At 67.2% G+C, this 11,858-nt stretch carries 14 protein-coding genes; 11 read left to right on the top strand and 3 right to left on the bottom strand.

What is annotated here, in order from left to right; translation table 11 throughout:
* The 3 genes from VNJ47_03100 to VNJ47_03090 all read right to left on the bottom strand — a co-directional run.
* Window positions 1–679 (bottom strand): enoyl-CoA hydratase/isomerase family protein (locus tag VNJ47_03100; GenBank protein HXG27818.1); only part of this gene is annotated, 679 nt, incomplete at its 3' end.
* A complete protein-coding gene (locus tag VNJ47_03095; GenBank protein HXG27817.1) occupies window positions 664–1,212 on the bottom strand; it encodes a nuclear transport factor 2 family protein in 549 nt (182 codons plus the stop codon). The genes VNJ47_03100 and VNJ47_03095, both read right to left, overlap by 16 nt.
* Before the next feature lie 115 nt (window positions 1,213–1,327).
* Window positions 1,328–2,032 carry an SDR family NAD(P)-dependent oxidoreductase gene (locus VNJ47_03090; GenBank protein HXG27816.1) on the bottom strand — a complete coding sequence of 235 codons (705 nt, stop codon included), beginning with the start codon at window positions 2,030–2,032 and terminating at the stop codon, window positions 1,328–1,330.
* A 194-nt stretch (window positions 2,033–2,226) separates the two neighbouring features.
* Between VNJ47_03090 and VNJ47_03085 the strand changes: the two genes are divergently transcribed.
* From VNJ47_03085 to VNJ47_03035, 11 genes are all read left to right on the top strand, one after another.
* Complete coding sequence (locus VNJ47_03085; protein HXG27815.1) at window positions 2,227–3,009, top strand: enoyl-CoA hydratase-related protein; 783 nt, start codon at window positions 2,227–2,229, stop codon at window positions 3,007–3,009.
* A gap of 49 nt (window positions 3,010–3,058) precedes the next feature.
* Window positions 3,059–3,763 carry a TetR/AcrR family transcriptional regulator gene (locus tag VNJ47_03080; GenBank protein ID HXG27814.1) on the top strand — a complete coding sequence of 235 codons (705 nt, stop codon included), beginning with the start codon at window positions 3,059–3,061 and terminating at the stop codon, window positions 3,761–3,763.
* Complete coding sequence (locus tag VNJ47_03075) at window positions 3,760–5,265, top strand: biotin carboxylase N-terminal domain-containing protein (GenBank protein HXG27813.1); 1,506 nt, start codon at window positions 3,760–3,762, stop codon at window positions 5,263–5,265. The genes VNJ47_03080 and VNJ47_03075 overlap by 4 nt, the downstream gene beginning before the upstream one ends.
* 82 nt (window positions 5,266–5,347) lie before the next feature.
* Complete coding sequence (locus tag VNJ47_03070; protein ID HXG27812.1) at window positions 5,348–5,869, top strand: biotin/lipoyl-containing protein; 522 nt, start codon at window positions 5,348–5,350, stop codon at window positions 5,867–5,869.
* Between the two features lie 38 nt (window positions 5,870–5,907).
* Window positions 5,908–7,515 (top strand): carboxyl transferase domain-containing protein, encoded by a 1,608-nt coding sequence (locus VNJ47_03065; GenBank protein HXG27811.1) that lies wholly within the window; start codon window positions 5,908–5,910, stop codon window positions 7,513–7,515.
* A 76-nt stretch (window positions 7,516–7,591) separates the two neighbouring features.
* Window positions 7,592–7,822 (top strand): type II toxin-antitoxin system VapB family antitoxin, encoded by a 231-nt coding sequence (vapB, locus tag VNJ47_03060; GenBank protein ID HXG27810.1) that lies wholly within the window; start codon window positions 7,592–7,594, stop codon window positions 7,820–7,822.
* Window positions 7,822–8,235, top strand: a complete 414-nt coding sequence (locus VNJ47_03055) for a type II toxin-antitoxin system VapC family toxin (protein ID HXG27809.1) — start codon at window positions 7,822–7,824, stop codon at window positions 8,233–8,235. The genes vapB and VNJ47_03055 overlap by 1 nt, the downstream gene beginning before the upstream one ends.
* A 140-nt stretch (window positions 8,236–8,375) precedes the next feature.
* Entirely contained in the window at window positions 8,376–9,314 is a 939-nt protein-coding gene (locus VNJ47_03050) for an alpha/beta hydrolase fold domain-containing protein (protein HXG27808.1), read from the top strand.
* A 40-nt stretch (window positions 9,315–9,354) separates the two neighbouring features.
* The gene (locus VNJ47_03045; protein ID HXG27807.1) at window positions 9,355–10,050 is read left to right on the top strand and encodes an SDR family oxidoreductase; all 696 of its coding nucleotides are present in this window, start codon (window positions 9,355–9,357) and stop codon (window positions 10,048–10,050) included.
* Entirely contained in the window at window positions 10,040–10,465 is a 426-nt protein-coding gene (locus tag VNJ47_03040; protein ID HXG27806.1) for a 6-carboxytetrahydropterin synthase, read from the top strand. Before VNJ47_03045 ends, VNJ47_03040 begins: the two co-directional genes overlap by 11 nt.
* 91 nt (window positions 10,466–10,556) lie before the next feature.
* A complete protein-coding gene (locus tag VNJ47_03035) occupies window positions 10,557–11,570 on the top strand; it encodes an alpha/beta fold hydrolase (GenBank protein HXG27805.1) in 1,014 nt (337 codons plus the stop codon).
* Window positions 11,571–11,858: the final 288 nt, after the last annotated feature.

Genomic DNA, 11,858 nt, shown 5'->3' with positions numbered 1-11,858 from the left:
GCAGGCTGCCGAACTCGGTCAGGTCGCCGCCGACGCTGAAGCACTTCCCGCGGCCGCTGAGCTTCACCACGCGGATGCTGTCGTCCGCCAGTACCAGCTGCAACGCCTCGACCAGCGCATCGCGCATCTCCACGTTGAGGGCGTTGCGGTTGGAGGCGCGGTTGAGTTCGAGCAACAGAGAGTCGTCCCGGCGTTGGATGATTACCGCCGGGCCGGTGTCGGTCGGGACGGCAGGCGATGCCGCCCGGTTCTTTTCCAGCCAGCGCTTGAATTCGGCGCCGCCCTGCAGCGTGGCATAGGCCAGCGACTCCACATCCAGCGCTTCCAGCACCGGCAGGTTTTCCGTCAGCCGCAGCGTCTGCACCAGCACGCTGGCGGCGACGGGATTGCGGCGGATGTTCTCGACGAGCGGCGCAGCCTCAGCGGCACTGGCAACCAGCACGTCGCAGGCCTGCGCGAGCGGAGTACCGGCCTCGGTGGCGATGCCCAGCGTGGGACAGGGCAGCTGCCGCAGCCAGTCCGCGATCCGTGCCTGTTCCACAGCGGGCGGACCGGCACCGTCCGCCTCGAACAGCAGGCAAGGATCCGCGCCGAAAGGCGAGAACGTCGGCGGCGAACCGGGGGTGGTGGCCCAGTCCAGCAGCTGCGACAGACCGTGGATGTTCAGCGTTGGCCCCACTTGAACAGAGAAAAAAAGCCGTAGGAAGGATCGCCCGGCCCCGGCCGGCCGAGATAGGCGCCGGCCAGGAAGGGGTGCTCCAGGTCCACTTTCGAGGGCGTGGCAGGATAGGCCCAGTCGGCGACGATCGAGCGGTGGCTGAACTTCCACACGCCATCGCGCTTCTCGTACTTGTCGAAGTAGCGCCCGCCAATCAGCACGTCGTAGCCCTTGCTCCCGTCCTTCACCTTGTGGAAGGCGATGATGTAAACCTCGCCCTCGGCGTAATGGCCATTGAGCTTGAGATTCACTGTGGTGACGTTGTGGTGCAGGATGTCCATGCCCTTCTGGATTTCCGGCAGCTTGTCGATGAAGTCCATCGCCGGGCCCCTGGCGAAATGGCCGTGCTCGTCGATCGCGTCGGCGTGGTACAGCGCTCGCATCTTGGCGTGATCGTGCCGGTCGGCGGCATTGGCATAGGCCATGATCAGTTCGTAGATCGCCTGCTTGTCGAGCAGTTCGTCGAGCTGCTGTTCGCGGGTTTTGGCGGTCATTCTCCATCTCCTGCGTCATTCCGGCGTAAGCCGGAATCCAGGGACTCTCGTTCGGATCGGTCAGGCAAGGCACTGGACCCCGGCTTGCGCCGGGGTGACGGAACGCAATGCGTTCCTAGCTTAACCCCACCACCGGTATCGCCGCGCCGTGGATGGCGCGGGCCTCGTCCGAGCACAGAAAGCGGATGACCGTGGCCAGGTCGCGCGGCGCGACCCACCTCGAAGGGTCGGCGTCGGGCATGGCGGCGCGGTTGGGCGGCGTATCGATGGTGCTCGGCAGCACGCAGTTGACGTTGATGTTCTGTTCGCGCAGCTCCGCGCTCATGGCCTCGGTCAGGCGGATCACGGCGCTCTTGGCCACGCTGTAGGCGCCCATCAGCGCCGCGCCCTTCAGGCCGGGGCCGGCGCCGATGTTGACGATGCGCCCGCCGCCGGCGGCCAGCATCTTCGGCACCACGGCCTGCACGGCATTCAGCATCGTCTGTGTGTTGATGTCCCACATCTTCTTCCAGTCTGCCGCGGGCGTGGCATGCACCGGCGTGCCCATCGTAAAGCCCCCGGCGATGTTGCACAGCGCATCGATGCGCCCGAACTTCGCCAGCACGGCATCGATCGTCCTGGCGACCGAGGCGGGATCGAGCAGGTCGGTGGCGGCCAGCAGCTGCTGCGGGTCATCGCCGGGATAGGCGGTACGCAGGCCGCTTTCGCTGACGTCCACCAGCACCCGTCTGGCGCCGGCCTCGGCGAAGGCGGCGGCCACGGCCTGGCCCAGGCTGCCGGCGGCGCCGGTGATGAGCACGGTCGTGTTCTTGAGGTCCATGTTTCCATCCTACGGAAAAAGCGCCGTCCGCGGACCGTGCTTGCCCGGCGGGCACGCTTGGCCTAGACTGGTGAGTTGTACTCACTTAACAACTAATAACGGTAACCGTAAGACCGTTGCTTATCAACATAAACATGTTTCAAATCGGTAATAAGCCGTACTCAATAGACAACTGGATATAGGGAGCAGCCGCCATGTCGGAACCGGTACTGATCGAGCGCCGCGGCGTCGTGACCTGGATCACGATCAACCGCGAGGAGCGCCGCAACGCGCTCAACGAACAGGTGGTGCGAACGATCGACCAGGGCATTGCCCAGGCCATGGCCGACGGCGAGACGCGCGCGATCGTTCTCACCGGCGCCGGTGACAAGGCCTTCTGTGCCGGCGCGGATCTGGCGAAGAACGTGCAGGGCGGCGCCTTCGCGGTGGACTTCGCCCGCCCGCGGCATTACATCGTGGACCTGTTCAAGCGCCTGCAGGAATGTACGCTGCCGGTGATCGCGCGCGTCAACGGCCATGTCATGGCCGGCGGCTTCGGTCTGCTCTGCGCCTGCGACATGGCGGTGGCGGCGGACGACATCCGCTTCGGCACCACCGAGTCGAAGATTGGCGTCACGCCGATGATGATCCTGCCCTACATGCTGCGCGTCCTGCCGCCGCGCAGGCTGCAGGAGATGTGCATCACCGGCGAGCAATTTACCGCGAAGGAATTGCTCGACTGGGGCGTGGTGAACTACGTGGTGCCGCGGGCCGAGCTGGACGCCAAGCTCGACTGGCTGCTGGCGCGCATCACCGACAAGTCGCCGACCGCCATCCGCCTGGGCAAGCAGGCCTACAACGCCATGCGCGACATGTCGCTGCGCGAGTCGCTGGAGTATGCACAGGCGATGGTGCCGGTGATGTCCTCGACGCAGGACGCGAAGGAGGGCATGGCCGCCTTCCAGGAAAAGCGCCCGCCGAAATGGACCGGTCGTTGAAGCCCGGGTTCGCACTTTCTGTCCCCGTGATGGGGGGAGGGGGGCACAGATGAGTCGGAAACCCAAGCCCCGCCTGGCGCGCGAGCAGCGCGTGGACGAGATCCTCACCGCCGCACGTGCCGTGTTCTGCGAGAAGGGCTACGAGCAGGCGGCCGTGTCCGAGATCGCCGCGCGCATCGGCGTGGTCGAGGGCACGGTGTTCAAGTATTTCCCGACCAAGCGCGAGCTGCTGCTCAAGGTGCTCGAGCACTGGTACGAGGAGATGTTCGGCGACTACGCGCGCGACCTGGCCGCCGTGCAGGGCGCGCGCCCGCGGCTGCGGCTGCTGGTCTGGCGGCATCTGCGCAGCGTGCGCGACTACCCGCAGCTGTGCCGGCTGATGTTCCGCGAGGTGCGTTCGGCGCAGGGTTACCGCGGCTCCACGCTGCATGCAAAGAACCGGCGCTATACCCAGTTCCTGCTGGACGTGATCCGCGACGGGGTGAAGGCGGGCGAGTTCCGTGCCGACCTGCCGCCGGCCCTGCTGCGCGACCTCGTCTACGGCGGCATCGAGCACCATGCCTGGGGTTATATGGCGAATTCCGTCGCCGGGCGCAGCGCCGGCCGCGGCACGCTGGACATCGACGCCATCGCCGACCAGATCACGACCGTCCTGTGCGAGGGCATCGCGGCCAGCGACCTCAAGCAGGAGATGCAGCGGCTGACGCGGATCGCCAGCCGCATCGAGAAAGCCTTCCCGGGGAAACGAGCATGAACCGCGCAATACCTGACACCGGCCAATGGCCTTTCGACACCGTGCTGGTCGCCAACCGCGGCGAGATCGCGGTGCGCGTGCTGCGCACCGTGCAGCGGCTGGGTCTCAAGGGTGTCGTCGTCTACCACGCCGCCGACCGCGGCACGCTGGCGGTGAAGCTGGCTGACCAGGCGATCGAGATCACGGGCAGCACGCCGGTGGCGGCCTACCTCGACGGCGCGCAGATCATCGCTGCGGCCAGGTCTGCCGGGGCAGGCGCCATACACCCAGGCTACGGCTTCCTGTCCGAGAACCGCCGGTTCTGCGAGGCCGTCGAGGCCGCGGGCATCCGCTTCGTCGGACCAACGCCGGAACAGATCGACCTCATGGGCGACAAGGTGCGCGCCCGCAACTATGTGCAGAAGGCCGGCTTCCCGGTCGCGCCCTCCGCCATCGAGGACGACGACCCGGCGAGCTTCGTCGAGCGCGCGCGGAAAGTCGGCGCACCGCTGCTGATCAAGCCCAGCGCGGGCGGCGGCGGCAAGGGCATGCGCATCGTACGCGACCTCGCCCTGCTCGAGCAGGAGATCGAGCGCGCGCGCTCGGAGGGCCAGCGCTACTTCGGCGACGGGCGGCTGTATGCCGAGCGCTACATCGAAAACCCGCGCCACATCGAGGTGCAGGTGCTGGGCGATGCGCACGGTAACGTGGTGCACGTGTTCGAGCGCGAGTGCTCTGTGCAGCGCCGTTTCCAGAAGATCGTCGAAGAGACGCCCTCGCCGGCGCTGAGCGCGACCAAGCGCCAGGAGATCTGCGAGACCGCGGCCGGCATCGCGCGTGCCATTGGTTATCGCAACGCCGGCACGGTGGAATTCATTTTTGGCCAGGGTGGTGAGTTCTACTTTCTGGAAATGAACACCCGCCTGCAGGTGGAGCACCCGGTGACGGAAGAGATCACCGGCATCGACCTGGTGCAGGAACAGCTGCGCATCGCCGCCGGCGAGACGCTCGGCTACGGCCAGGCCGAGGTCAAGGCGCAGGGGCATGCGATCGAATTCCGCATCTACGCCGAGGATCCGGGCCGCGGCTATACGCCCACTACCGGCCCGGTGCTGCGGCTGCGCGTGCCTGCGGGCGAGGGCTTGCGCTGGGACAGTGGCATCGTCGAGGGTGGTGAAGTGACGGCTGCGTTCGATCCCATGATTGCGAAACTCATCGTGCGCGGCACGGACCGCCGCGATGCCATCGCCCGCGCCGACCGCGCGCTGCGCGACACGGTGCTGCTGGGCTGCAAGACGAATACCGCATTCTTGCGCCGGCTGCTGAACCACCCGGCCTTCGTCAAGGGCGAGATCCACACCGGTTTCCTGGACGCGCATCCGGAGATCGCGGCCGACCCGGCGCTGGACGAGGTCACGCTGCACAGGCTGCTCGCGGCCGCCGCGCTGGTGACGCGCCCGATGCGCGACGTGGCCGACGCCGTGCCCGACCTGCACGCGGCGATGGGCGGGTGGAGAAATTGACGGATCCTGTTCTAGGAGCGGGCCCCGCCCGCGACCGCGGCTGGAGTCGCGCGCAGGCGCGCTCCTACAGGAGATAAGGTACATGCATCACGCTTTTAGAATCGGCGACACCGAAATCAACGTCGAGCTGTCGCGCGCGAAAACCGGCTACCGCCTGCACGTCGGCGAGCGGGTGATCCCGGTGGACCTCAAGACCGGCGCCGACGGCCATGCCTGGCTGACCGTCAACGGCGAGACCGTCGAGGTGCTGATCGCCACGCGCGGCGACGAGGTCTTCGTGCACGTGGACGGCGAGGCGTATCAGCTGAGCTACGAGCATCCGCTGGCGCGTCTCGCGCACCAGGCACATGGCGCCGGCGAGGACAGGATCCGTGCGCCGATGCCCGGCAGCCTGGTGTCGGTCGCGGTCAAGGCCGGCGATGCCGTGGCCAAGGGCCAGGTGCTGCTGGTCATGGAGAGCATGAAGATGGAGACCACCATCGTTGCTCCGCGCGACGGCGTGGTCGCGGCGGTGCATTTCGACCAGGGCCAGACCTTCGACCGTGATGCACTGCTGCTGACACTGGAGCCTGTAGGAGCGGGCCCTGCCCGCGACCACGGCTAGAGTCGCGCGCAGGCGCGCTCCTACAGGAGAGAACACGCATGAAAAGAATCGAATCCGCCCTCAACACCGCCTCGGCCGAGTTCCAGGCCAATGCTGCGCACAACCGCAGGCTGGCGGAGGAATTCCGCGAGAAGCAGCGCAAGGCGCGCTTCGAGCGCCCCGCGCGCGACGTCGAGCGCCTGCGCAAGCAGAACAAGCTGCTGGTGCGCGAGCGCCTCGATCAGTTGCTCGATCCCGGCACGCCCTTCTTGGAGCTGTCCTCGCTGGCAGCCAACGAGGCCTATGGCGGCGAGGTGCCGGGCGCAGGCGTGGTCACCGGCATCGGCATCGTGTCCGGGCGCGAGGTCCTGATCAACGCCGGCGACGCCAGCGTGAAGGGCGGCGCCTGGTACCCGCTGTCGGTGAAGAAAACCGTGCGCGCGCTCGACGTCGCCATCGAGAATCGCCTGCCGGTCGTGCACCTGTGCGACTCCGCCGGCGGCTTTTTGCCGCTGCAGGCCGAACTGTTCGCCGATAAGTACTACGCCGGCCGCATTTTCCGCAACCAGTGCATCCTGTCGAAGATGGGCGTGCAGCAGGTGGCGGTGGTGCTCGGCCACTGCACCGCCGGCGGCGCCTATGTGCCGGGCCTGTCGGATTACAACGTCATCGTGCGCGGCACCGGCGCGATCTTTCTGGCCGGCCCGCCGCTGGTGAAGGCCGCCACCGGCGAAGAAAACACGGTGGACGAGCTGGGCGGCTGCGACATGCACACCAGCGTGTCCGGCACCGCCGACTACCCGGCCTCGTCGGAGGAAGAGGCCATCGCCATCGCGCGCGACATCGTCGGCCAGTTCAAGCGGCCGCAAAAGACGCAGATCGAATGGCAGGAGCCCGAGGCGCCCTACTACGACCCCGCCGAGCTGTACGGCATCCTGCCGCGCGACATCAAGGCGCAGTTCGACATGCGCGAGGTCATCGCGCGGCTGGTGGATGGCTCGCGCTTCCACGAGTATCAGCCCAACTACGGCAAGACCCTGATCTGCGGCTACGCCCACCTGTGGGGTTACAAGATCGGCATCCTCGCCAACAACGGCGTGCTCTTCAACGACAGCGCACTCAAGGGCACGCACTTCATCGAGCTGTGCAACCAGAACCGCACGCCGATCCTGTTCCTGCAGAACATCACCGGCTTCATGGTCGGGCGCGAGTACGAGCGCCGCGGCATCACCAAGGACGGCGCGAAAATGATCATGGCGGTGAGCTGTTCGGAAGTGCCCAAGTTCACCGTCATGTGCCACGGCTCCTTCGGCGCCGGCAACTACGGCATGAGCGGGCGCGCCTTCGACTCGCGTTTCGTGTTCAGCTGGCCCAACCACCAGATTTCGGTGATGGGCGCCGAGCAGGCCGCCAATACCCTGGCCGACGTGAAGATCCGCCAGATGCAGAAGCAGGGTAAACAGCTCACCGAGACCGACATCGCCGCCATCCGCGATCCGGTGCTCGCCGAGTTCAAGCGCAAGCAGTCGGCCTACTGGGCCACCTCGGAAATCTGGGACGATGGCATCCTGGATCCGGTGGACACGCGCAACGCGCTCGGCATCGCGCTGTCGGCGGCGCTTAATACACCCATCGGCGACCCGCGCTACGGCATCTTCCGGATGTAGTCGGGCTGCCTTTTGTCCATTCGAGGCCGGAAAAGGGTATGATATATGACATGATATATATCACCCGGAGGCCGTCGTGAGCGCCACCGCAAAAGTATTCATGACCGGCCGCAGCCAGGCGGTGCGCTTGCCCAAGGACTATCGCCTCGACTGCGACGAGGTGATCGTCGAGCGCCGCGGCAGGAAGCTGGTGCTGACGCCCAAGCGCAGCAGGAACTGGGCCCCGTTCTTTGATCGGCCCGGCGTGGACGAGTCATTTCTTTCAGACCGTCGCGATGTGCCACCGAAACCCAGGAAGGTTTTCTGATGAAGCGTACGACATGGATGTTGGATACCAATACCTGCTCCTACATTCTGCGTCGCAAGCCGCTGGAAGTGCGCAAACGACTGGAAGGCATTACTGACGGTAATGTCGCCCTTTCCAGCATCGTGGCGGCGGAGTTGTGCTATGGCGCCGCCCGGCACCCGCAGGGGCGCAGAATACAGGTGGAGATTGACGAGCTGTTATCGAGGCTGGACGTCTTGGCATGGGACGAGACCGCGGCCCGGGCTTACGGGCAGCTGCGCGCGCAGCTAGAGGCCAGAGGCCAGTTGATTGGTGGCCTCGACCTGCAAATCGCCGCGCATGCGCTGGCGGTGGGGGCGGTGCTGGTCACCAATAACCTGCGCGAATTCAGGCGGGTTCCAAAGCTCAAGCTGGAGAACTGGGTTACGGAATGAGGCGTCTGACGCGCCCCGCGGCACGATGCAGGCCGCAGGGCTGCCCTCGTCCAGACGAGGCTCGCCTGAATGGATGACGCCACCGCACCCGGCGCGGCTAGACTTGATCGCCGCCCACTGCAGGCCCTGGGGACAAACACATGAATTATCAAATCAAGCCGATCAAGATCAGCGCGCGCTCGCGCTTCTGGGTGGGCGTGCTGCGCGTGGTGCTCAAGACGCTGATCCGGCTGTTCGCGCTGACCTCGGTGCAGCGCGTCGTGCGCGAGCACGTGCGCCTGGCGGGCCAGCCGCCGCGCGCCGGCGGGCTGCCGCTGGAGTACCGCATCGTCAACCGCGTGCCGGGCCCGGCACTGGGCGACTGGCGCCGCACCGATGGTAACGCCGTGCTATACCTGCACGGCGGCGGTTTCCTGATTCCGGCCGTACCCTCGGTGCACCTGCCGTTCATGGCGGCGCTGTGCAAGGACCTCGACGCGATCGGCTTCATGCCCGATTACCGGCTGGCGCCTTTCCACAAGTACCCGGCCGCGCTGGACGACTGCGAGCGCGCCTACCGCGGCCTGCTCGAGCTGGGCTTTGCGCCGAACCGCATCCTGGTGGCGGGCGAGTCGGCCGGCGGCAACCTCACGCTGGGCCTGCTGCTGCGCTTGAAGCGCCTCGGCCTGCCGCTGCCGGCCTGCGCGGTGCCGATCTCGCCGGTCACCGAGATGGCGCGCGTGCATGCGCCGCCGGCGCGGGTGCGCAACATCCGCCGCGACCCGATGATCCCGCTGCACACCATGGGCCGCATGCTGCAGCTGTATGCCGCGGACCTGGACGGCTCCGACCCGGAGCTGTCACCGCTCTACGGCGACTATGCCGGCCTGCCGCCGCTGTACTTCCTGGTCGGCGAAACCGAAGTGCTGCTCGACGACACGCTGCTGGCGGCGAAGCAGGCGCGCGCCGCCGGCGTGGATGTCCAGGTTGACGTGTGGCCGCTGCTGCCGCACGCCTTCCCGCTGTTCAAGCGCATGTTCCCGGAGGTCACGCAGGCGCGGCGCGACATCGTCGCCTTCGCGCGCCAGCACCTGAAGTAGGCTGCGCGCAACGCCCGGCAAATGGCGGGATAATGGCGGGATGACGCAGACCTCCAGATCCGTATTCATCACCGGCGGCGGTTCCGGCCTCGGCGAGGCCGTGGCGCGCCAGCTGGCCGCGCTCGGCTGGCAGGTTGCGGTGGCCGGGCGGCGGGCGGAGCGGGTGCGGCGGCTGGCCGGCGAGCTGGGCGACACCGTCAAGGCCTACCCGCTGGATGTGGCCGATGCCGCGGCGGTCGAGCAGGCCATCCGCGACTTCCGGCCGGATGCGCTGGTCAACAGCGCCGCCGTGCTGGCCCAGGGCAGCGTGTTCGCGGATCTGACGCCCGAGCGCTTCGACGAGGCGCTGGCCATCAACGTCACCGGCAGCTTCAACACCTGTCGCGCGGCCATGCGCCTGTGGCGCGAGGCGGCGCTGCAGGGCGATATCGTCAACGTCGCCTCGCTGGCCGGCATCCGCGGCCTGCAGAAGTTTCCCGGCTTTGCCGCCTATGCCGCGTCCAAGCACGCGGTGGTCGGGCTGACCGAGGCGCTGGCGCTGGAGGGCCGCCCGCATGGCATCCGGGTCAATGCCATCGCCCCCGGCACCCTGCGCACGCCCATGACCGAGGCCCTGGGGCTGAATCCCCGCACCACCCCGGCCCAGGTCGTTCCGACGGTAGAATTCCTCCTGGACCGCGCCCGTTCAGCCCCCCTGACCGGCGCGACCCTGGAGATCCACTGTAATGACGAATAAAGCCGCCCCCATCGTCTACCTGACCCGCCGCGAGCGCTTCTCCGCCGCGCACCGGCTGTGGTCGGACAAGCTGACGCCGGAGCAGAACCACGCCCTCTACGGCCCCTGCGCGCGTGAGTACGGCCACGGCCACAACTACGTGATCGAGGTCACGCTGCGCGGTGGCGTGGACCCGGACACTGGCGTGATCGTGAACCTGACCGAGGTGCGCGACGCGATCAAGGAACTGATCGTCGAGGACGCCGACCACCGCCACCTGAACCACAACTCCGAGCTGTGCCGCGGCATCAACCCGACCGCCGAGAACCTGGTGGTGCTGTTCTGGCAGGTGATGCACCAGCGCTTCGGCCGGCTGCTGCACGAGGTGCGCCTGCGCGAAACCGACAAGAACTGGGTGACGTATCGTGGCGAATGAGCAATACACCCCCACCCTGACTCTCCCCCATAAAAGGGGGAGGGGATCCGAGGCTTGCCCCCGCCGCGGGTGGGAGGGGACAAGAGTTGCGGTGGTCGCCTGCATCATCGCGCTGGTCGGCTGCGGCGGCTCCGGCGATGGCGATGGCAGCCTCGGCGGCGGGCGCTTCGGCGCCAGCACCGAGCCGGCGCTGGAAACCGATCTCGCCGCGCTCGACACTGCGCTGCTGTGCACGCCGTTCACGCACCCGGACAAGCCGCCGGTGCTGCTGGTGCATGGCACCTTCACCGCCGGCTACGAGCAATACCAGTGGAACTATCTCCCGCTGCTGGCCGCGCGCGGTTTCGACGTCTGCGCCGTGACCTATCCCGACCGCGGACTGGGCGACCAGCAGATTTCCGCCGAGTACGTCGTGCATGCGCTGCGCAGCATGCATGCCGCGACCGGTCGCAAGGTGGCGATGATCGGCCACAGCCAGGGCGCGACCATGCCGCGCTGGGCGCTCAAGTGGTGGCCCTCGGCGCGGGATGCGGTCGCGGACTTCGTGCTGATCGCCGGCCCCAACCACGGCACGCTGATCGCCGATCCGACCGGGCAGGGCGTGCAGAATCCGCTCGGCATGCCGGCGGCTTTCTACCAGTTCTCGGCGGGCTCGAACTTCATCACTGCGCTCAATGCCGGCGACGAGACGCCGGGCGACATCGACTACACCAACCTGTACACGCTCACCGACGAGCTGGTGCAGCCGGTGCTGCCGGTGCCGACCGCCGCACTCGACTGGGGCCAGAACAATCCGCGCGTGGCCAACATCCTGATGCAGGACGTCTGCCCGCTGAACGTGGTGGATCACGTGACCATCGGCACCACCGACCGCATCGCCTTCGAGCTGGCGGTGGATGCGATCTCGAATCCGGGGCCGGCCGACGTGGCCCGCGCCGGCGGCATGGCGCTGTGCCTGAACCCGCTGCCGCTCATCGCTGATCCAGCCCTGGCATCGGACAGCGTCAACATCCTGCTCGACATCCTGCAGCGCGATGCCGAGGCGGGTTTGCCTGATTTGCATCTGACCACCGAAGAGCCGCCCCTGAAACCCTATGCCTTGTAGAGTGCGCAATGCGCACCCTACCGCTGATGTGGCCTTGTAGGAGCGCGCCTGCGCGCGACCAAGAGTCGCCGGCGGGCCGGCTCCTGCATCGAACCTACCGCAAACAGCCGATGTCACTCATCGGGATTCCGGTGACACTGCGCCGGATTCCCGGTAAAGTGCGCGGCCTTTCCGTGTGCCGACGGATTGCTGCATGAGTGACGCCAACCAGACCTTCGTCATCGCCGGCGCCGGCCAGGCCGGCGGCGAGATCGCCGCCGAGCTGCGCAAGCAGGGCTTCAGCGGGCG

This window comes from Nevskiales bacterium (assembly GCA_035574475.1).
Lineage (GTDB): Bacteria > Pseudomonadota > Gammaproteobacteria > Nevskiales > DATLYR01 > DATLYR01.
Note: the sequence above shows the minus strand (reverse complement) of the source record. Positions and strands in the feature narration are given on the sequence as shown.

Coding starts and splice junctions, on each gene's coding strand:
- VNJ47_03095 (HXG27817.1), bottom strand. CDS start 1,212: ATGACCGCCAAAACCCGCGAACAGCAGCTCGACGAACTGCTCGACAAG.
- VNJ47_03090 (HXG27816.1), bottom strand. CDS start 2,032: ATGGACCTCAAGAACACGACCGTGCTCATCACCGGCGCCGCCGGCAGC.
- VNJ47_03085 (HXG27815.1), top strand. CDS start 2,227: ATGTCGGAACCGGTACTGATCGAGCGCCGCGGCGTCGTGACCTGGATC.
- VNJ47_03080 (HXG27814.1), top strand. CDS start 3,059: ATGAGTCGGAAACCCAAGCCCCGCCTGGCGCGCGAGCAGCGCGTGGAC.
- VNJ47_03075 (HXG27813.1), top strand. CDS start 3,760: ATGAACCGCGCAATACCTGACACCGGCCAATGGCCTTTCGACACCGTG.
- VNJ47_03070 (HXG27812.1), top strand. CDS start 5,348: ATGCATCACGCTTTTAGAATCGGCGACACCGAAATCAACGTCGAGCTG.
- VNJ47_03065 (HXG27811.1), top strand. CDS start 5,908: ATGAAAAGAATCGAATCCGCCCTCAACACCGCCTCGGCCGAGTTCCAG.
- VNJ47_03055 (HXG27809.1), top strand. CDS start 7,822: ATGAAGCGTACGACATGGATGTTGGATACCAATACCTGCTCCTACATT.
- VNJ47_03050 (HXG27808.1), top strand. CDS start 8,376: ATGAATTATCAAATCAAGCCGATCAAGATCAGCGCGCGCTCGCGCTTC.
- VNJ47_03045 (HXG27807.1), top strand. CDS start 9,355: ATGACGCAGACCTCCAGATCCGTATTCATCACCGGCGGCGGTTCCGGC.
- VNJ47_03040 (HXG27806.1), top strand. CDS start 10,040: ATGACGAATAAAGCCGCCCCCATCGTCTACCTGACCCGCCGCGAGCGC.